General features: G+C 37.7%; 16 protein-coding genes. All 16 read right to left on the reverse strand.

From position 1 onward, the window contains the following. Positions 1–15: 15 nt before the first annotated feature. Positions 16–1,764 carry a DUF5605 domain-containing protein gene (locus tag V7266_RS22435; RefSeq protein ID WP_335471158.1) on the reverse strand — a complete coding sequence of 583 codons (1,749 nt, stop codon included), beginning with the start codon at positions 1,762–1,764 and terminating at the stop codon, positions 16–18. 122 nt (positions 1,765–1,886) lie between these two features. After that, positions 1,887–2,534 (reverse strand): YesL family protein, encoded by a 648-nt coding sequence (locus tag V7266_RS22440; protein ID WP_335471160.1) that lies wholly within the window; start codon positions 2,532–2,534, stop codon positions 1,887–1,889. A 128-nt stretch (positions 2,535–2,662) separates the two neighbouring features. Continuing rightward, the gene (locus V7266_RS22445) at positions 2,663–3,550 is read right to left on the reverse strand and encodes a carbohydrate ABC transporter permease (protein WP_335471162.1); all 888 of its coding nucleotides are present in this window, start codon (positions 3,548–3,550) and stop codon (positions 2,663–2,665) included. Positions 3,551–3,567: 17 nt separating this feature from the next. Further along, positions 3,568–4,437, reverse strand: a complete 870-nt coding sequence (locus tag V7266_RS22450; protein WP_335471232.1) for an ABC transporter permease — start codon at positions 4,435–4,437, stop codon at positions 3,568–3,570. 354 nt (positions 4,438–4,791) lie between these two features. Further along, complete coding sequence (locus V7266_RS22455; RefSeq protein ID WP_335471164.1) at positions 4,792–6,282, reverse strand: ABC transporter substrate-binding protein; 1,491 nt, start codon at positions 6,280–6,282, stop codon at positions 4,792–4,794. 128 nt (positions 6,283–6,410) lie between these two features. Continuing rightward, a complete protein-coding gene (locus V7266_RS22460) occupies positions 6,411–8,030 on the reverse strand; it encodes a response regulator transcription factor (RefSeq protein WP_335471167.1) in 1,620 nt (539 codons plus the stop codon). Positions 8,031–8,049: 19 nt separating this feature from the next. Continuing rightward, positions 8,050–9,774 (reverse strand): sensor histidine kinase, encoded by a 1,725-nt coding sequence (locus V7266_RS22465; RefSeq protein ID WP_335471170.1) that lies wholly within the window; start codon positions 9,772–9,774, stop codon positions 8,050–8,052. Positions 9,775–10,020: 246 nt separating this feature from the next. After that, positions 10,021–11,181 (reverse strand): serine hydrolase domain-containing protein, encoded by a 1,161-nt coding sequence (locus V7266_RS22470; protein ID WP_335471172.1) that lies wholly within the window; start codon positions 11,179–11,181, stop codon positions 10,021–10,023. Between the two features lie 106 nt (positions 11,182–11,287). After that, on the reverse strand, positions 11,288–12,778 hold the full coding sequence (locus tag V7266_RS22475) for an ABC transporter substrate-binding protein (protein WP_335471173.1): 1,491 nt from the start codon (positions 12,776–12,778) through the stop codon (positions 11,288–11,290). Positions 12,779–12,950: 172 nt separating this feature from the next. After that, positions 12,951–13,748, reverse strand: coding sequence for an alpha/beta hydrolase (locus tag V7266_RS22480; protein ID WP_335471175.1), 798 nt, complete (start codon positions 13,746–13,748; stop codon positions 12,951–12,953). Between the two features lie 45 nt (positions 13,749–13,793). Beyond that, the gene (locus V7266_RS22485) at positions 13,794–14,099 is read right to left on the reverse strand and encodes an AtuA-related protein (protein WP_335471178.1); all 306 of its coding nucleotides are present in this window, start codon (positions 14,097–14,099) and stop codon (positions 13,794–13,796) included. Further along, the gene (locus V7266_RS22490; RefSeq protein ID WP_335471179.1) at positions 14,096–15,457 is read right to left on the reverse strand and encodes an acyclic terpene utilization AtuA family protein; all 1,362 of its coding nucleotides are present in this window, start codon (positions 15,455–15,457) and stop codon (positions 14,096–14,098) included. The genes V7266_RS22485 and V7266_RS22490 overlap by 4 nt, the downstream gene beginning before the upstream one ends. 77 nt (positions 15,458–15,534) lie before the next feature. Next, entirely contained in the window at positions 15,535–16,377 is an 843-nt protein-coding gene (locus V7266_RS22495; protein WP_335471182.1) for a polysaccharide deacetylase family protein, read from the reverse strand. 148 nt (positions 16,378–16,525) lie between these two features. Beyond that, positions 16,526–18,820: a glycoside hydrolase family 3 protein gene (locus V7266_RS22500; protein WP_335471186.1), complete on the reverse strand. Its 2,295-nt coding sequence runs from the start codon at positions 18,818–18,820 to the stop codon at positions 16,526–16,528. A gap of 33 nt (positions 18,821–18,853) precedes the next feature. Beyond that, a complete protein-coding gene (locus tag V7266_RS22505) occupies positions 18,854–19,726 on the reverse strand; it encodes a sugar phosphate isomerase/epimerase family protein (protein ID WP_335471189.1) in 873 nt (290 codons plus the stop codon). A gap of 34 nt (positions 19,727–19,760) precedes the next feature. Further along, a complete protein-coding gene (locus V7266_RS22510) occupies positions 19,761–22,289 on the reverse strand; it encodes a glycoside hydrolase family 3 N-terminal domain-containing protein (protein WP_335471192.1) in 2,529 nt (842 codons plus the stop codon). Between the last annotated feature and the right edge of the window lie 16 nt (positions 22,290–22,305).

The raw sequence follows: 22,305 nt of genomic DNA on the forward strand, positions 1-22,305 counted from the left end.
TAGTTAATAAATACTTTATATTTTAGTCATCCTAACAGCCACATACTGTTTACCAGGAAGTTCTATTCTAAATTTCCCTTCAAAAACACCTTCGAGTTCATTAATCGTCATTTCCCAAGTATCGATGACTGCCACTTTATATTGGGTACCAGGGTTCATCCGGTATTCTCTGAAACTAGGTCGATTAAAGCCATAATAATATAAATAATATTGGTCAGGAATTCCTGCGGACGGTGCATCCCAAGCGGTTTCTAAAGGATTCCAACCTTCTCGCGGCCCCTCTTCCATGATCCGCCTCAAGAAACCAATTCGCTTTGGACTGTCTCCATGTAACTGTCCACCTTTGGACCACCATAAAATATCTTCTGGATGAAGATAAGTTTCACCATGTCCAACATAACCGCCTCTGACTGCACCTTCCCAAAACCGCCGTACCATTTCTTCCCCGGTGATATTTCCCCATCCTTGGTCAATATCTCCCTCATAGGCACATTCGTCGATGACGATTGGTTTATTCCACTGTTTTCTCCATTCATCCGTATTTTCAGATGTTCTATATACGTCAACTCGTTGAACACTGCAATGTGTAACCCAAGGCCGTGAATAATCATAAAATCCAAAACAGTTATGAATGGAAATGAGATGTTGGTGAGGGTCATTTTCCGTGATAATCTGAGCAAAGCGCTCCCAATCCTCGATTTCTTTCGCCCACATTAAGTCATATTCATTCGCTAATGACCACCAAAGATTTCGATAGGCCGAAAGACGAGCGGCGAGATATTTCAAATAGCGGTCATCCTCCGCCTTTTTCATTTCCGCAAATCCCCACCTGTCATAGGCATGGTATAGGATAAGGTCCGCTTCAATTCCTAAATTTCCAAGATCCGCAATCCTTTGTTCTAATTGCTGAAAAAACTCTGGATTAAAGCGGGTAAAGTCCCAACCTTCCTCAAGAGAACCTTCAAATGGATAGTATAAAGGCTCATTAGAGTTAAACTGATACGATTTAGGAAACACGCACATGCGTATCTTATTAAATGGAGATGCCTGTAAAGTTTCCAAGGTTTGTTTGATTAATTTTTCCTCTTGGTGAATCCAGGCATAGCATGTCGTTCCAACTGGAATATATGGGGTTCCATCCTCATACGAAAAATGATATGTATTCTTAACGTGGACAGGACCATGGTTATCTTTAGAAGGGCTTACACATTCAAACTTACCTTCAATACCTGCCAAAGATCTGGCGTTGCTCGTTGTTTGAAATGTCCAGATTCCCTCAGCATCAGGCATAAATCTGATTCGATAGATCCCCTTACCATCATAGAATCCAAGAGCTTGATGGCGTTTCTCTCCATTACAGATAAATTCTGCTTCCAATGTGACGTCTGTAAAAGGGTTGCCGTGCTGTGAACCATGAAGTTCGACCTCAAAAACAGACCATTTTTCTACTGTACTTGGGGTAATAACTTTGGCCGACCCCAAACTTACTGACTCAGATTCGTAATTAGACACCGGTGCAATATAACCAGTTTCTTCGTCCAACTCTTCTACATTGGCCAGCTCTGAATAAAGTTTTTCTACAATCTCCTCTTTACGTTCGGACTCAGGAAGCCGTGAAATTAATTGTTCCAACGTACTAAATTTAACAAACATAATTGGAAATTCAGTAGGTTCCAATAATTGCGGCACATATTTTTGCAAAACTGCTTTGGCATTTTTATTAGCCAGGATCTTACCCATTTTCATATTTGGTGAATAACTCATTTCAACTGTTATCCCCTTTCTCTAATAGATTTTTAGTTTTTATTTAGAAAAAGATATGTAAAGTAGGCTTATTAATATAAGCCAGCTATCTTTTTAGCTCTGTATTATTTTTTTTTATGAAATTAATGCGCTTCTGTTCTAGTCTTTTTTACCGAGAAGTCCGCGGCTTTATTCATTTTTACAAAAACATGGTTACTTAGCCACATAAGTAAAAATGCGATTAGACTACCGCTAAAAAACGGGATGACTCCGGGTATTTTAAAAAAGATGAAACAGAGGAACCCAGTTAAAACAGCCATACTAAAGGTTGCGATTGGATTAATGGTCATTAAAATAAATGAATTTTTAATCCCCTCTTTCAAGCTAACATCAAAATGAACCAACACCGGGAAAATATATAATAGAGTAAGGATAAATAAAATTATGACAATCACATTGGGGACATAAAGTAATTTAAATGTTGGTACTGTGGTTGCCTCGACGATTCTTATGTTGGAGTACATGAAAAAACAAGATAGGCCGATTATAAGTCCTAATAGGTTCCCTCTAACAAATTCTTTTTTATAAGTGAACCAAAATGACTTAAATACTGGAATATCAGTCTCCTTCAATACCCATTTACGTACCACAGTGAACATAGCAAGTGTGGCCGGAAAAAATCCAAAAACACCAAAACCAAGCAAGGTAAATGAAATCCATAGAACATTCACATAAGCAAACCTTAGGACCCACTCCGAAATACTATAAAATCCCCGCATAAAACCTATCATCTGACATTTCCCCCTTGCCTGTTTCTCCTGTTTTTGAATCCTTTTCTCGAATCCACGCTCATAACGGAGGGCTATTGATATTCAATGTTGATATTCAATCAGCCCTCCATTTTATTAAAGCGATAAAATCATCCTTTAACTGAGCCTAAAGCAATTCCTTTTACCAAGTACTTTTGGAAGAAAGGATAGGCGATGAGTATTGGCAGGATTCCGATTACCGCAATGGCCATCCGTACAGCTGTAGTAGGAACTTGTGCTGCTGCCGTACTTGCGTTAGAGCCTAAATTGCTTGTTGCTAAGAATTGAATGTCCGACAACATTCTGTTTAAGATATTTTGAATACTAAATAATGAAGGTTCTGTAATATAGATAAGCCCATTGAACCAGTCATTCCAATAGATGATAGTTTGAAGCAGGCCGATTGTAGCCAGGATTGGCAGGGAAAGCGGCAGAATGATCGAGAAGAATGTTCTAAATTCACCTGCACCATCCATCCGTGCTGATTCGATTACGGGCTCTGGTATCGATGTCATAAAGAATGTTCTCATTAATAAAACGTTGAATCCATTCATAAGCAGCCCTGGAACGATTAATGCCCAGATTGTATTTTTGATATCAAACACCTGCGTATAGACAAGATACGTTGGAACAAGTCCTCCGTTAAACAATAGAGTAAAGAAAACGATGAAAGCAAAAATATTCTTGAAAGGCAAATCACGGCGAGAAAGTCCATAAGCTAAAAATGAAGTCATTGCCAAGCTGACAAACGTTCCAAACACCGTTACGAAAACCGTAATTCCGTAAGCTCGTAAAATACTTGATGAATTTGACAGCAGGTAATCATAAGCCGCAAAACTTATTTCCTTTGGAATAAAGGAATACCCATCCTTCAAAATGGATGCTTCATCACTCAGGGAAGAAGACAAAAGAATAATAAAAGGTATGATACTGCCTGCCGCAAGAACCATTAAAACGATATGTGAAACCCATTGTGTGATTCGTTCAGATCTATACATCCTTTTCCACCTCCAGTTTAAAATAATGCATTGTCTTTGCTTTTTCTACGAACAAGATAATTCGATAATAGTACTAGAACAAATCCGACAATGGATTGATACAAACCTGCTGCGGCGGACATACCGATATCCCCGAGCTGCATTAAACCTCGGTACACATACGTATCAATAACATTGGTGGTATCATAGATAGCACCTGAATTCATTGGGACTTGATAGAACAGTCCGAAATCGGAGTAGAAAATGCGCCCGATTCCCAATAAGGTCATCATAATAATAACTGGCATAATCGAAGGAATCGTGATGTGAATAATTTGATGCCACTTATTCGCTCCATCTAAAGTGGCTGCCTCATAGTATTCTTGATCGATTCCGATAATAGCGGCTAAATAAATCACACACAAGAAACCTACACCTTTCCACAAATTGATAAAGGTTAAAATGTATGGCCAGTATTTGGCTTCGTTATACCAGGAGATACCATCAAGACCCAACATTGGTAAGATAGTTTTATTCAAATAACCAACATCTTCACTAAGGAAGGCAAATCCCAAATAACTGACGATTACCATGGAGATTAGAAACGGTAAAAGAATGACACTTTGATAAAAGCTTTTTGCCAGTTTATTTTTTATTTCATTTAGCATGATTGCTACCACAATAGCAATTACGGTATTTAGGATAATAAAACCGCCATTATAAAGAATGGTGTTACGGGTAATGACAAATGCATCTCTTGTACTAAACAAATACTCAAAGTTTTTGAAGCCAATCCAATCACTGGCTAAGATCCCTTTAGCATAGTTAATATCTTTAAAAGCAATGATAAGTCCAAACATTGGCAAATAATTATTGATCAATAAGTAAACCAATCCAGGCATCATCATGATAAAAAGTGGTAAAGCCCTTTTTAATCTTATCCGCCTGGTGTTAACCTTTTTTGCAGGAACCGTTTGGACCCCTGCTTCCAATTTTTTCACTGTCACTTCTGACATCCCTTTTCCCCCTTTTTCGCAGTTAAATGATTCCGCTTACAAAATGATCATTCCAAGTTATATCTTTATTTTATAAAACTAGTTAAATAGAAACTATCCAAAATACGACTTCTTATTTTTGTTTATCCGACTTTTCAGAAAATATCTTCAATACTTAGTTCTGGATATAGATGGAAGCAGAAGAACAGTCCCCATGCTTCTATGAAAAAAGAGAACTAGATCCGCTAGTTCTCTTTTTCTGTTTCCTTATTGCTTTTCTTTCCAAGCTTCAAACTGCTTTTTCTTTTCGGCGATGATTTTATCTAGGCCTGCTGCTTTTAGCTTTTTGTTAAACTCTGGCAAGCTCTTTCCTGGGTCCAAGGTACCGGATTCAAGTCCTAATTTATACTGATTAATTACGTTTGTTGCAGCGGCCATTTCTGTTTTCACAGGGTCTGGGTTAAATGTAAAACCAAATGCTGGAGAGAAAATAGCAGAATCGTTATGTTTCTTCATGACTTCCCAGTAATCTGCTGGATTTCCTTCCCAAGGATAGGTTAGGAAGTTATTACCGATTTGCCATTGGCCAAATACATATTTGGATTCCTTGACATTATCCGGTAATTTAATAGTTCCGTCCGATTTAACTTGATAATGCTTCCCTTCGATACCGTTATCAAGTAAATTCATAATATCTTTATCCGTATAAAGTAAATTAATTAATTCCATTGCTTTTTCTGGATTTTGGCTGTTTCTGGCAATGGATAGGTTAAAGCCTGTTGCTGCATCCGTGTATGAATATACATTGGATAATTTCACAGATACCATGTCATATCCTGTAATTCCTTTTTCTTGAACATCAAAACCAGGTTTCATATGGGAGAAATAACCAAATCCCTTATTAGCCTTCACAATATTGGCAGCAGCGTCTTGTGAAGTTGCTGCATCCTTCATGATATAGCCGGCCTTGAACCACTTTCTAGTCAAATTAACTGCATCCACATATTCAGGCTCTTCAAACATATTGACAACTTTCTTGTCTTTAAAAGAAACTACTCCAAGGCTGTCCCCAAGAATATCAAATTTCCCACCTGCAAGCACGGTGGTCGTCGTTGTTGTTCCAGTGTTTACAATTGGAGTTAAAGTTGGTTCATTTTCTTTGACCACTTTAAAAACATTTTCCAAATCTGCAAATGTTTTAACCTGTGACAGATCGATTTTATATTTATCGACAATGTCCTTTCTCATGACAAATCCATAATAAGAACCCCAGTCACGGATACTTGGAATACCATACATTTTACCATTTACTTTATTACCTTCTAAAAGGCGCTTAGGCACGACATCTAAAATGCCTTTGCCTTTTGATTGAACCAAATCATCTAATGCAAGAAGCTGTCCTTTTGCGGCCTGTGTGCTGTAGCCAAAAAAGGATGAGGTAACTACCAAATCTAGTTTTTCATTGCCTGTCAGCATTAAGTTTGATTGCTGTTGATAGTTTGCACCATTAATAGGTACTAATTTAACGGTAGCATTGATTTTCTTTTTAACAATTTTATTAATTTCATCCTGCACTAATGGAAGATCATCTATCTTTGTAAAGGTGATATACGCCATGTTAATCTGATAAGGCTGCCCCTTTGAGTCCGTACCACCATTATTACTTGTACTGCTTTCCTTTGAACTGCAGCCAGCTAAAACTAAAATAGCTGATATAGCGATTAGTAAAAATCTTATGGATGCCTTAAACCAATTCATTGTTTTCTTTCCCCCTTATTTTCTAGTCGGTTCTATGAATCTCCCTTTGAAAGCGTTACCATAGAACTAATTTTAGTATAGAGGATAGGATAAAAAACACTTACTAAAAATCCGACTTTTTATTTTTGTTATAACGACTTTTCTGAAAATAGTGACTTTTTTCGATATTCCATCGGATTTAATTTTGTCGATTTTTTGAAAATAGTAGAAAAATAGGAAAAATTAGAATATCCTGCAGACAATGCTACTTCACTTACAGGCAAATTGGTTTCTATTAATAATTTTTTTGCATATTCAATCCGCTGCTGCTGCAGATAATCAGATATGGATAACCCTGTTTGTTTTTTAAATAATCTTGTTAAATAATCCGGATTCAAATAAACGAAATTGGCTATATCTTCACGAGATAAACGTTGTTCACCAAGATTATCATGTATATACTTTTTCACTATATCCACCACTGACCCTTTTTCTTGAGGCAAATAAAGCTGGTCCATGGCTACTTCTGCTATATATATGACCCAATTATGGAGTGAGTTTAATGATTTCAACACTCTTTGTGGCTTTTCAGTCAGCAGGTTTTGAGAATAAACTTGATTGGCTTGAATTCCTTTTACCTGAAGAACATAAAAGATTAATTGCAAAAAATCTTGATAAAACAAATGCAATGATTGGGCAGTTATATTTTCATCTGCCTTTTTCCAATTTGTAAAATATAGATTAATCGACTCTAAAAATTTTACTTTTGGACCAGTTTTCATAAAATTTGTCCACTCAGCTGTAGGCAGCAACGGTAAAGAACATAATGATTTTTTTTGATGGTTACATACCACTGTCTTATTACTTACAGTGACATTATTTCGATCAAATTCATGCAAAGTATGGACCATTCCTACTAATTCTTCAATAGGAACCTGATGACCAATGTAACCGCAAAGATCACATGAAAAAAACTGAGCAAATTCCAAAATAAACTTATTACAATTTCCCTTAAACTCTTTCAAATTGATGGAGTCTTCAAGAGCAATAATCATTAAGACATATCCACCTTCTAAATCAAGAACATACCCATCCATATGATACTCTTCTACAATTTCAGCCAGCGATTTCTTCAAAGCATATCGACTCACCTTTTCTTCATGTACCGACAGATCTTCTTTCCATTCTTGAACATGAAATAAAATTGGCAGAAAAGTATTTACATCTGAATAAGATAAATGGTAATTTATCATTTGTTTTTCAATTGTTTCCTTGGTAGCCGGGAAAACTTGATTAATTAAATCTAACCAGAACCGTTCTTCCATGACTGAAAGGTGAGACTTTTGTAATCGAAGATACGATTCCTCTACCATTCTTGCTTCTCGATCTTTTTTGATTTTCTCCAATGCTTCTTGGATCACTTCTTCTAGTTCCTGGTAATCAACTGGTTTAAGTAAATAGTTAAAACTTTTCAATTGTAAGGCTTGTTTCGCATAGAAAAAGTCTGAATGACAGGTTAAAAAAATGGCTTCCGTTTCAGAGTAGTGTTCACGCACCCACTTTAACAAATCCAGGCCGGAACCTTTAGGCATTTCAATATCACATAATAGCAAATCAACCTTGTGATTTAAAAATACTTCTTGGGCCTGTCTTAAGTTATTAGCGGTATAAACAGATGTGATTTCATGCTTGTCCCAATTAACTCCCGCTTGTACACCCCGAATGGAATGAATTTCATCATCAACGATCAGTACATGAAATTGACTCATAACCATGCCACCTTTTTTGTTAGATTAATTCGTTAGGAATTCGTATCTGTACAGTTGCTCCCCTGCCCATTTCATTGAAAAATAATATGTCTGCTTTTTCATGATATAACAAACTTAATCTTTGTTTAATATTCCAAATTCCCATTCGCTCTCCTTCTTCATTTGTCAATGATTTGTCCAATTTCAAACTACATAAAACATCCTCTGGGAAACCTTCTCCAGTATCCTGAATTTTAATATTCAAATACTTAGGGTCATCGTCTTTCATTACCACTATGAAAATATCTAGAGGATCATCAAGATTAAAGGCATGTTTAATTGAATTTTCGACAATGGTTTGTATGACAAGTGGAGGAATCTTACATTTTAAAAACTCTGGTGGTGATTCTATATAATATTTAAAGGATTCAGGAAAACGTAGTTGTTGGATTTTCAAATAATTTTCTGTATGCTTTAGTTCATCTACTAAGCTAACAAAATAGGAATTACTGCGACACATAAACCGAAAGTAATTGGCCAGACATTTAGCCATTTCTTGAATGACTGCAAAATCCTTTACTGTGGCCAAATTATAAATAATATTTAATGAATTAAGGAAAAAGTGCGGGTTGATTTGCAGCTGCAAATGCTTTAATTCTGCTTTTTGTAAATTTAACTTTTCTTCGTATACATTTATTTTTAAATCCTTAATCTCAGAGACCATATGGTTAAAGGTTCCATTCATTACCCGAAACTCCGTCGAATTCCGATTAGCAGGAAGACGAATATCCAAATCTCCTTTTCGCAGTTTCTTCATAGCTGAGACAATTTGATTGATCGGTTGTAGAAAAACCTTTCTCATAATAAAAATAAAAAATAGTAAGAACAATACAGCTAAAAAGGTAATTAACGACGAAATTCTTTGTAAAAATGGAAGTTTCTCTAATATTTCTTTCTCGGGAATCAACGCTGCAAGATAGAAATTAGCTTGTGATGATTTTTTTTTCATTAATACAAACCGGTTATTTTCCCCAGTTATGACATACTTTTTCTGTTTTATCGTTAAATCTATTTTTTCCTGTTTAATAAAGGTCTTATTCGTAATGGGTTCTAAGTTAGAAGTTGCCAGTAATGCTCTTCCTGTATCTCCAAAATCAATATATTTAAACGGTGTAATAAGTTTGTCCATATTCACCCAGGCACCAACATATACTCCATTAACGTTATAATATTGAATCAAATAATAATTACTTTTCCCTTTCCAGATATTCCATCTCCCTTCGCTAAGCTCCTCCGGATGTTTCTCGAGCAACTGATAAATTTCATCTCTTGCTTCATACCGGGCAAAATAATCATCTGATGAATTCTGTGTAAATAATAAATCGTTATAAGCCTTCGAATAGATAAAAATGGAATCGATTGAGGTATATAAATAAGATTGGTTAGTAATCGTATTAAATAATCGTATTTTGGCCTCTTCATAATCATTGGGATCTAAGGTTGCATTATATTGAAGAAAATATAAATCTGTATTGTTCTGCGTCATTTGAAAGATATATTTTCCGACACCTTCCAGCCCTTTGTCGATTTGGTCCATATAAATATTCAGCATATTTTTGTTTGATTGGGCTACCTGGCTCCTGATTACTTCGACTGCATAATAGTTATTGACAATGTGAACCACGATTAGTGGTCCAATAATAAAAAATACACTTAAAAAGAGTTTTAACAGTAACGAGTTAAAAATCGGCTTAATCGATCGCATAGGCAGCCCTCCTGATGTAATCCCTTACAAACTATTAAATCTTATTATACATGATTTATTTTTGAAATTATGAAAAAACTTTAAATTAATTGTCAACGGATCGGTGCTAAAGTCCTATTGATTTAGCTTCGAGACGCTTTTTTCTCTTGCTCGTTCGTCAATAGCGTCGTACACTTATAAACTGCTAGTAAAGCAAAAGCCTTGAGCATTCACTCAAGACTTGTATAAGATATTATTTAATTACACTTATAATGATCCATATATAACGGACCGTAATCTTGGCTGCTGATAATCCTCAAGGTTTGGCAGCATCTGCTGCATATAAACAGCTGAGAGTTTCTCATTTGGACAAATAGTTACCCATGTACCTGACATCCCGTTCCAGCCAAATTCACCAATAGGACTGTTGCTTCCAGACAATGGTGGGTTTATCATAACCTGAACTCCAAGACCATAACCATATCCTTCCAGGCGATTCCAATTAAAATCTGAGGAATTTTGTATGTTTAAATGATTGGTTGACATTAGTTGGATCGTATTTCTTCCTATAATTCGATTACCATTCCATTCCCCTCCTCTGGCTAACATATGGGCAAATTGGCTATAATCACCTAGAGTAGAGAAAAGCCCTCCACCTCCGCTCTCAAAACGTGTATCAACTTTCGGAAACATATCTAAGGTTTTAATTAGCTTACCTTCTTCATTGCGGATATAATAGCTGGAAAGATGCTCTCTTTTCTCTTCAGGCAGATTAAAAAATGTATGATTCATTGATAAAGGTTGAAAGATTTCCTCATTTAGAAATTGACCAAGCGTTTTTCCAGATATGACCTCTATTAAAGCCCCTAAAACATCGTGACTATACCCATATTTCCATGCCGTTCCAGGATCAAATGCAAGCGGAATAGTACTTAGTGCTTTAGAAAGTGCTCGAATATAGGTTTCTTTTGTGAAATCCTCTTGGTTATTTAAATGTTCCTCTACTTCCTTAACCCGGATTTCCTGTTCCGTCGTTCCCCAGCTATAACTCAGTCCTGATGTCATAGTAAAGAGATCTTTGATTAGAATTGGCTTTGACGCAGGCAAAATTTCTTGTTCTCCATCTTTACTGGTCCGATAGACCTGAGGATTTTTAAATTCGGGCAAATATTCCTCAAGCGGATCATTCAGCAAAAACTTCCCTCGTTCGAATAAGATTAAAGCAGCAGTACATGTAACGATCTTTGTCATAGAGTGGATTCGGAAAATCGTTTCAGCGGAAATTAGTTTTTGCGTTTCCAAATCCGCGTAGCCAAGGTAATCTTCAAATACCTTTTCCCCATTTTGCATCACCGCACAAGAACAGCCCACAGGCCCTTTCTCTATAAAACTTTTCAATAATGGTTGTAAGTTTTGATATGACAACATCTATCTTTCCAACTCCTCTATTAACTTTTATATTATTATGAATAGTATTAATAGACTTATAAAAAAGAGAACTGAAGTATGGTCCAGCTCTCCTATTGGTCCTTGATTACTTATTTTTTTTCCACTTATCATATTGCTTTTGTTTCTCAGCAATGATTTTCTCCAAACCTGCTTGTTTCAACTTTTTATTGAATTCTGGTAAGCTCTTATTTGGATCTAATGTACCTGTTTCAATCCCTACTTTATATTGATTTAAAACGTTTGTTGCTGCTGCAATTTCTGTTTTTACTGGATCTGGGTTAAACGTAAAACCAAAAGCTGGCGAGAAGATAGCAGAGTCGTTATGCTTCTTAAAAATTTCCCAATAATTTGACGGGTTCCCTTCCCAAGGATAAGTTAAGAAGTTGTTTCCAATTTCCCATTGTCCAAAAACATATTTGGATTCTTTAACACCATCCGGTAATTTAATAGTTCCATCGGATTTAACGACGTAATGTTTCCCTTCAATACCATTTGCAATTAAATTCATAATGTCTTTGTCAGTGTAAAGTAAGTTCATAAGTTCCATTGCTTTTTCAGGATTTTGGCTGTTTCTCGCAATGGACATCCCAAAAGCTGTGGCAGAATCAGTATATGCGTAAACGTCTGTAAATCTAACCGCTACCATTTCGTGGCCTGTGATTCCTTGTTCCTGTACTTCAAATCCTGGCTTCATATGAGAAAAGTAACCAAACCCTTTTCCTGCTTTTACGATATTAGCTGCTGCTTCTTGTGATGTTGCTGCATCCTTCATGACATACCCAGCTTTGAACCATTTTCTTGTTAATTTTACTGAATCTAAATAATCTGGATCTTCAAACATATTGATAAACTTTTTGTCTTTAAAAGACATGACGCCCAAGCCATCACCAAGAACATCATACTTTCCGCCATTTATGACACTCGCTGTTGTTATGGCACCTGTATTAACAATTGGGGCTAAAGTTGGTTCTTTTTCTTTGACAACTTTAAACACCTTCTCTAAATCGGCAAAAGATTTTACCTGTGAAAGGTCAATGTTATATTTATCTACAATGTCCTTTCTCATAACAAAACCATAATCAACGCCCCAGTCTCTTGCACTTGGAACTGCATAGAGTTTTCCGTTCACTCTGTCTCCTTCAAGAAGCGTTTTAGGCACTGCTTCTTGAATTCCTTTGCCGTATTTTTCAAGGAGATCATCTAATGGCAGGTACTGCCCCTTCACAGCAGATGTATTATAGCCAAAGAATGATGAGGATACGATTAAATCTAGTTTTTCATTTCCTGTAAGCAGCAGGTTAGATTGCTGTGACCAGGCGGAACCGTTAATTGGCATTAGTTTAACGGTTGCATTGATCTTTTTCTTAGTAATTTTATTGATTTCCTCTTGAACCAATGGAAGATCGTCAATTTTTGTAAAAGCCAGGTAGGCCATTGTCAGTTGATATGGTTCGCCTTTTCCATTCGACTCCCCTTTACTAGCAGTGCTGCTTTGCTTCGAGGAACATCCTGTCAGAATTAAAAAAACTGATAGGATGACCACTATAAATCTGGCAAAAATCATTTTCTTATTCATCGTTTTCCCCCTTATTTTTGTGCGATAGCGCTCTCCCTGAAAGCGTTACCAAAAAATCAAATTAAGAATTTGATATGATCTCCTTCTTAACTTCATTCTAAAAGAGAATCTAATGGCAAACTTACTAAAAAAACGACCAATAATTTTAAATTTTCCGACTTTTATATCATACTTAAACTGTGGTTCTTTTTAAAGGAAACCATGCAAGTGCTTTTTGAATACACATATCCCAATAAGACCAGGTGTGTCCTCCTGGACCTTCTTCGTAGTGTAGGTCTAATGCTAAATTTCTAGCATGGTTTCTAAAGTTGATGTTCAAATCATAGGTAAAATCTTCGGTGCCGCAGCATTGATATAATAATGGCAAATTTGTTTGTGCTTCCTTTGCCCGAGTGGATAAAAACAATAAATCTTCCTCTCCATTTGCCATATTAGCGTAATCTCCAAATATCTCATTAAAGATTTTTTCCCTGATTGGCTGCATGGCAGGATGCAGTTTACTTAGCAAATGGGGCATATCAAGTGTGCCGGAGAAACTGGCAGCTGCCATAAACATTTCAGGTTTTTTCAACGCCCATTTAAAGCTTCCATACCCACCCATGGACAAACCGGCAACAAAATTATCTTCTCTTTTATCGGATAATGGAAAATATCTTCTTGCAATGAGTGGCACCTCTTCTGTAATAAAAGTCCAATATCTTTTTCCATGGACCATATCTGTGTAATAGCTTAGATCCACATTAGGCATAACCACGGCAACCATATGTTCCTGTGCATACTGTTCGATAGCCGTTTGCCTTGTCCACGCCGTATGATCATCTGTTCCCCCATGCAGTAAATATAGGGTTTGAAATTTAATAGGTTTGCTGTTATCTATATTTTGATGAAAATTAGATTCTGGCAGTATAATGTTCATTGCTGTAGACATTCCTAAGACTTGAGAAAAAAATTTCATTTCGATTAAGGCCATATTTATTTTCTCCCATTCTATTTTTTAGTAAGTATTCTTAAAAATCTAATCTGCTATCTCCATATCTAACAGAGCTGAACTTAAACTTTTTCCGTGCATATCGATTGCTAGTGACTTAGTAACTCCTCCACCCAAGGCTTTTTCTAAGACGAAATTTAATGCTTCTAGACTTGGTATCTCATATCTGGTCACTTCACCCTGAATAATTTCCTTAAACCAGTCTTTTATTCTTTGAGCAGTTACCTGTTCTTTTATTTTTTCATAGTTTTCCATATCATAGGCAATGACGGATATCACAGAAATATCTCCCTTATCTCCGGTTCTTGAATGGGCGATTTCCCTTAATTTCATAATTTCACCTCTTCATAAACTACTTCATGGTTTATATCAGTTTCCGGAATTAAGATGGATCCTATCGCAATTATTTCTCTGGTAAACTTTCTGGCTCCTCCGCCCCCTGCAGGCCCGTTCGTATAGAGTGCTTCTACTTCGGTTCCAATTTGATCTGCAGCCTCTTTTGTTTGCGTTCTAGCGGCAACTCTTAAACGTACCTCTTTAAAATCTTGTTTGCCATCAAACAAAATTTCACTTAAAGAGTCTTGATAAAGTGAATTGACCCCAATAAAATCGATTCTTAATTCATCAATTGGCAGGCCGCAATTCTCTATCCGTCTTTTAACAATCTCTCCGGCCAACCTGGCCCTTCCCAAGGCACCAGTACCGCCGTAACTTATTTCTCCCTCTCCAATGTAACCATCCCTATATCCGATGCTGGTTTTTAGAAGACTGGTCTTTTCTTTGCCACTAGCAGACTGGATTAGTACCCTGTCTTTTTCAAGCTGTTGTACGACCACCTTAGAAAAATCTGCTATTACATCAGGCGTAAAATAGTTTTCAGGATCTTGAATTTCATATAGTATTTGTTCCTTACAGGTTTCAGGAGTAACCAATCCGCCGGCCTCAGCAAGCTTGGTAATGAGAATGCTGCCCTTTTCATCAATTTCTCCAATTGGAAAGCCAATGTTCCATAAATCAGGAACGTCCTTATAACCAGGGTCAGCAAAGTATCCTCCCATCACCTGTGAGCCACATTCTAATAAATGACCTGCAAGGGTCCCTTTTCCCAATAAGTCGTAATCATGAACATCCCAGCCAAATTCATATAGTAAGGGTCCAACAACCAGAGATGGGTCCGCAACCCTGCCTGAAATGACGATATCTGCCCCTTCTATTAGAGCTTGTAAGATGCCTTTTGCACCAATATAGGCATTGGCAGATACCATTTGAGATTGAATAGAGCGAAGTTTTTCACCTGTCTCCATTAGTGTATAATCCAAGTATTTTTCGGTATTGTGATAAACATCATCCCCAAGAACGGCTGCTATCTTGAGCTGTTTGATTTCCAATTGTTCTGCCAGTCTTTTGGTTGCTTTCACGGCTTCCAAGGGGTTGGCTGCCCCCATATTGGTGATAATCTTTACTTTCTTTTCAACACATAAAGGGAGGATTTTTTCCATACGATATTCTAGTAGTTCATTATATCCTTTAGTTGGGTCAATAAGTTTTTGCTGTTGTGCAAGTGCGATGGTTCTTTCTGCTAGGCATTCGAAAATAATATAATCCAAGTTTCCTTTTTTAATAATGTCTATAGCGGGTTCTATCCTGTCTCCTGCATATCCGGCTCCGGAACCGATTCTTAGCTTTTTCATGTTAAAAACCCTCCAATAAAACAGATTAACCCGAAGAATTGGACTTTTTTCAAGCGTCCAATTTTCGGGCTCCATCATCACATTTGTCTTTGTTGATTACGCAAATCACGCCATTGGATTAGTCTTATATCTTCTGAACGCAGTAATTCCTTGATTTCTCTATCCCGGAATACATCAAATTCAAACCGCCTAATAGGCCAAGTTTCCGTTATCGCTTTTAATTCGTTTGTATCTAAGGAAGGATGAAAAACTAATTCCGTTACACCTGGTTTTAATGAACGTAAACAGTTAATGGCAGCCTCTTTGGTGATTTGATAAGCTGGTTCTTTTCCCTCAGGCGTAAAAAAAGGTAACATCTCGATATAGTCCGGCAATTGAATCCCCTTTTTTTCGGCAAGCGAAATAATTTCTTCATGATTGGCCTGCGTTCTGAACGAATGGCCTTGTTTGGCATATCTTAAGGGCAATTGATACCTTTCGCAAAGATCTAACAGGATTTCCATGACATGGTGCATACTTCCCATGTGATTGTCAATGTTGGTGGGGTCTAATCCTAACTTAAGCGCAAACTCCATCTGAGCAATCGCTTCTTCGCGAAGCTGGTCTGGATCTGCTTGTGATATAACCGTTTGTGTATCTGCAGGAAAATACCCCTTTTCATCAACTAGGGTAGACATATTTGTTTTTAGCGGCCCCCATTTGTAAACATCCCATTCGGATGTGTGGGTAAAATGAATCCCAATGTCCATCCATGGATTTTGTTTAATGAGGCGGACGGCTTCCAATGTCCAAGGACATGTCATCATGAAACTGGCAGAAGTAATGGAGCCTTCCGTAAGCAGCGTATTAATCGCCTCATTTGTTGAATGACACATTCCAAAATCATCCGCATTTAGTATTAAATATCGCTCGTTGGACACTTTTCTCCCCACCTATGAATAATTATTTGATAGAAACAGTTTCATTTACTCAAAGAGCTCCTTTTATTCCATCTCGGGCAATGAATTGGCCTTTCATTTACCAAGGACCTATATTTTTTCAAGTTAGGGTAATGAAGCCCTCCTCTATTTACCAAGGCTTACTATTTATTTGTTTTTTTTGATATTTTTCACTTCTTTCATCCTGAATCTTGCCAGACCAATTTAGACCAAAGGCAAAGTCATATACTTGTCCTTCTGTGTCAATGTGACATTCCATGTCGTGGGCAACATCTTCCAATTGTTCCTCGACTGTTTTCATATTCGCAGGCATTTGCATTGGCAAAAGGGCTGACGGCTCCGCTATGCCTGTTAAAATGTCAAAAATCGCTTGATCTTGCACGCCAAAATTCGCAATAATGCCATTTACTTTTCCTTCAAATTCTTCTACGATCGTCGGGTTTGATAACAGCAGCGACACAACAACCGGTTTCCCATTCATGGCTTCCACTGTTTCTAACACCATATCCAGGTCCGTTGTATTACATGGTGTCACTGTTTTTCCTTTGTACGATCGGTTTAGCACATCATTTGGGCGCACATCTCCAGCAAGACTTTTTTCCCGGGCATAGGTCGCTGTATAAGGTTTGTATTGAAGGCTAATTGGTACATACCCATTCCCCCCTTCCTTCACATCATCATGACTATAGCCTGTTCCAGACTTAGGCGTACTAATAAAGACGAGTCCAAAATCTGCTTCTTCTGGGTTATCTGTCACCTTAAAATATTTTCCTGCTACATCGATATTAACGGGGTATTCAAATTTTTCAGGTGTAGGATTACCAAACCAATCTTTACCTGCAGGTGTAAACTTTTTAGGGATATAAACAACCTTGTCCTTCGTTAATGGCAGAATGTTATTCTTGTTTTTCAACATCACGATGGATTTAAGCTGCACATCGTATCCTTCCTGCATATACTCTGGTTTCCCGGCTTCTTGAACCGTTTCCTCTACTTTCAAATATGGATTTTCAAAAAGGCCAAGACGGAAGATATTTTTTAATAATCGTACGGCCGATTCCTCAAAACGCTTGCGCATAAATGTCTCACCATGTTCGGCAATGCCCATCTGGTAAGCTTCCAAAATGGGACCAGCTTCATTATTTCCTCCGAATTGATCAACACCTGCCATGATTAATTTATAATGCCGCTCAGCTACGGTTAGATTTTCGACTCCCCATGGCTTCCCGCCCACAAAGGTATCAATGTTCTCAGGTTCATCGGCTGTGATGATCCAATCCGTACAGACCACACCGTCATAACCATATCTTTTTCGAAGCAAATCATTAATTAAATACGAATTGTATGAATTACCGACATTTTCTTTATTCAAAGGATCCTGATCGACTGAAATTGTGTAATATGGCATAACTGCTGAAGCCATCTTTGTTTTACCAGGTAAGTTAAAAGCACCTTCTGTAAAAGGAATTAAATGTTCCTCAAAATTACCGCCTGGATAAACAGCATACTTACCATATCCATAGTGGGCATCCCTGCCGCTCTCGCCAGAGCCGCCTCCCGGCCAATGTTTTACCATGGCATTAACACTTTCATAACCCCAGCCTGCAGCAATCTCTTTATCACCCGCTGATTTCTGAAAACCGTTCACATAAGCACGAGCCATATCTGCCGAAAGCTGTGAATCTTCTCCAAAAGTTCCATTAAAACGGAACCAGCGCGGATCTGTGGCAATATCTATTTGCGGCGACAGGGCCGTTGTAATACCGAGTGCCCGATACTCTTTTGAAGCAATTTCTCCAAATCTTTCTGCTAATTCTGGAGTAAATGTAGCTGCAAGCCCAAGAGGCTCAGGCCACATGGAGATCTTTCCGCCGGCACCTGCATTAAATTCAGTACTCGAATCCGATGCATGGCGTGGGTCTGAGCTATTGTTTGCTGGGATGCCGAGGCCGGTTCCTTCTGCAAATGCCTGAATATTATTATTCCAGCGCGCAGCCGTTTCAGGACTTTTTAAGGTAGTTACAAGAATATGTCTCAAGTTATCTTTAGATAGGAACTCGATTTGTTCATCGGTTAAGTCCCATGGATTGGCACCACTTTCTTCGTAGGCCTTCCCGCCATAGGTACCAGCAAACCAGCCTTTACTCACTGCCGGAATCGCTTGATGCCTGCTGTACAACATGAGTCCGGCAATTTGCTCAATTGTCATCTTCGAAGCAAGGTCCTTTGCCCTTTCCTCTGAAGTCAATCTCCAATCCTCATATTTATCAATTTTTCCATCTTTATTTAAATCCTTAAAAAAGTGCCCATCTTTTTCAATGATTGTAATTCCTGATGTTTCTGAATAGCCTAAGGTCGGCCCACCGTTATTTTCCATGTATTTGATATGATCTTCAGTATTAATTTTTGTTTGATAATCATTCATTTAATTACCCCCAATCATGTTGTTTTTTTAGAATTAATTTTTGATAAGTCCTTGTACATATTTCTCCATCACTTTTAAATCTTCCGCAATACTTGTAAACTTATTTCCTAGCTGTCCTTCATTTTCCACAATCGCATAACGGATATATCTTAATTCATTCAGTTTTTGATAGGTCTCTTGAAAATTAACAATACCAGTACCGAGATTAACAAAATCATTTGGTTTCACAAGCTCTGTATATAATTTCATCGTATCTGGGTTGTCCTCTTGGCTAGAAACGGCGAATAGATTAACCGGATTAACATGTTTGCCTAAGTCCTTTTGATGGATCATGTCGCAGCGATTGCCTAATTTCTCTAACAACGCCATTGGTTCATATCCACCCCTCATAACCCATACAAGGTCAATCTCAAATTTCACGTTCTCTGAATCTGTATTTTCTACAAGAAGTTCAAATAATGATGTTTCTCCTATTCTTTTAAACTCATGTGCATGGTTATGATAGTAAAAACCCATACCCGCTTCTTTACACTTTTCCCCTATTTGGTTAAGCTGTTCAGCCGTTCGCAGGGTATCCTGTAGATCAGATATAAATGCCATTGGGAATACAATCGACTGACATCCGAGTGTTGCATTTTCTTCAATAATCTTGTCCCAATTATTGTCGAGTAACGCTTTACCTGGAGAAACACCTTCGTGTGCTGCAAAGGCTTTTAATCCAAGATCGTCCAACTTCTGTTTTATAACGGGAAGAGAAAAGGTATCGGTAAACCGCTCCCCTGTTGAGAAATTAGCAGAAATTAGCTCTACATTTTTATAACCCATTTCAGCTACCTTTTCTAAAGTACCGAAATAGTCTTCATTTAACTCTCTAAAGACTGAAAATAAATTTAATCCAATTTCCATTGCGTTTTTACCCCTTTTTTTATTATTTTTGAAATTACCTTATTAATTTAAAAAACGCTTCTTCCACAACTTTCGAGTTCGTTCCAATGTAAACTTTGAACTCTCCTTCTTCCGCTTGGTAACTCATGTCAGCCGTATAATATTTCAAATCCTCTTCGGTAATGGTGAAGATGACTTCCTTGCTTTCACCAGGATGTAAATGAACCTTTTTATATCCCTTGAGCTCTTTAACTGGGCGGACAACGCTTCCATAAAGATCCTGAATATAAAGCTGAACCACTTCCTCCCCTGGCATGGTTCCCGTATTCCTTATCGTGATGCTGGCTTGAATTTCTTCCTTCCTAGACATTTGATTCTTATCCAATGTAACTGCAGAATAGGCAAAGGTTGTATAGCTTAAGCCAAATCCAAAAGGATATAGAGGTTCGTTTGGTCCATCAAGATACTTGGATATAAATTTCTCATGTTGATTTTTCTTTGTTAACGGTCTCCCTGTATTAAAGTGATTGTAATAAACAGGAACCTGTCCAGTTTGGTTTGGGAAACTCATCGTCAGTTTTCCCGAAGGATTAAAATCACCTACTAGAACATCAGCAATGGCATGCCCGGCTTCTGAACCTAAGAACCAGGTTTCAACGATAGCATCTACGTTGTTCTCAAACCAGTCTAATACAAGCGGACGTCCATTGGTTAAAACAAGTACGGTAGGCTTACCCAATTTGACGATCTCTTCAGCTAATCTTTTTTGAGCTTCAGGAAGTTCTAGTTTCATTCTAGAAGCGGCTTCCCCTGACATAGCACTGCTTTCCCCCAAAGCTAGTATCACGATTTCTGCCTGGTTTGCTTGGCGGATAGCTTCTTCCACCCCACCAGTTAGTTCGTTTTCCACTTTACATCCTTCTGCAAATAAAAGACGTTCCTGGTTTTCGAATTTTGCATTCAATCCTTCCAACAAGGTCACTGTTTTATCACCATATCTGGAGAATTGCCAAGGTCCCAATAGATCTTTGCTGTTCGCAAATGGTCCGATCAAGGCAATTTTTGCGGCTTCTTTATTAAGAGGGAGAACCCCTTTATTCTTAAGCAGGACGATTGATTTTCTCGCAAGTTCCCTGCTTTCCTGCAAATGTCCTTTACAAAAGTGGTATTCAATTTCCTTGTCAGGTCTTATATAACGGAACGGATCGTCCATAATTCCAATCCTAAATTTATAAGTAAGGATTCGCTTTACTGCATTATCCAGTTGACTTTCTAGTACTCTATTTTCCTTAATTAACTCAGGCAGGTGGTTTAGATAAGAAGTTGAAACCATTTCTATATCCATAGTGGCATCAAGTGCCATTTTTGCCGCTTCCCTGCTATCTTTGGCAGCTCCATGAATGGCGATTTCGTCAATAGAACCATAATCGGAAATCAGCATCCCTTCAAAACCGAGTTCGTCTCTTAATAAATTTTTTAATAGGGTTTTATTGCCAGCTGCCGGGATACCTTGATAAATATTAAACGCATTCATAACTGAACCCGCTCCAGCTTCCAGCCCTGTTTTAAAAGGAGGTAGATAGACATTTCTTAATGTTCCCTCGGAAATATCCACAGTATTATAATCCCGGCCGCCTTCTGCTGCACCATAGGCAATAAAATGTTTCAAACAAGCAATGATCGTTTCCTCACTAAAGAGGCTGTCTCCTTGAAATCCCTCTACCTGAGCTTTGGAAATTAATGCTCCTAAATAAGGGTCTTCACCTGCACCTTCAACCACTCTTCCCCATCTAGCATCCCTTGTTATATCCACCATCGGTCCATGGTTGTATGTAATTCCTGATGCTGACGCTTCCTTGGCTGAAATGGCACATGCCCTCTTAATTCCTTCTAAATCCCAACTTGACGCCCACGCTAACGGAACAGGAAAAATCGTTTGGTGGCCATGGATAATATCAGCATTAAAAAGCAGCGGGATTCCTAATCGTGAATTTTCTATGGCAATTTTTTGCAATTCAAAAACTCTATTAATATCAAAAGCTCCTAAAATGGAACCAGCCTTGCCCTCTTCAACCAGTTTCTGTGGAGAATCTGATTCAACATCTCCTCCAAAAGAAAAAGTAGACGCCATGCATTGGCTCATCTGACCGACTTTTTCTTGAATGGTCATTTTAGCAATCAGCTTATCCACTTCCTTTTGAATTTCTTCTTCTGTTCTTTCAATAATCAGTTCAGGCTTTCGATACTTTTCCACTTCTTTTAATAGTGATTCAGCTAATGAAACTCCCTCTCCTTTTTGTCCCTCCATTTGAAGTTCACCTAAAGATTGAAGGCTAATGGAGCCTGTAAACGTATCTTCTAAAAAGTTAAGATTAATCTCTGCCTTTTCTTCTGATAAAAGCTTGAACCTGCCTATTGCCTGAAGGTCCTCTCCTTCTACCGTTACTGAATCAAATTCAAAGTTTAACGGAATAGGGTCCGTTTTGACATGTAAACTATAAGCTTTCTCATTTTTTTTTACTGTAAAAACAACTTTCATCTTAGCTATTGGAGTTTCCAATTTTGTATTCCAAGTTCCAATCATTTAACTTCCTCCTATT

The organism is Neobacillus drentensis, assembly GCF_036965645.1.
Classification (GTDB): Bacteria; Bacillota; Bacilli; order Bacillales; family Cytobacillaceae; genus Neobacillus; species Neobacillus drentensis_D.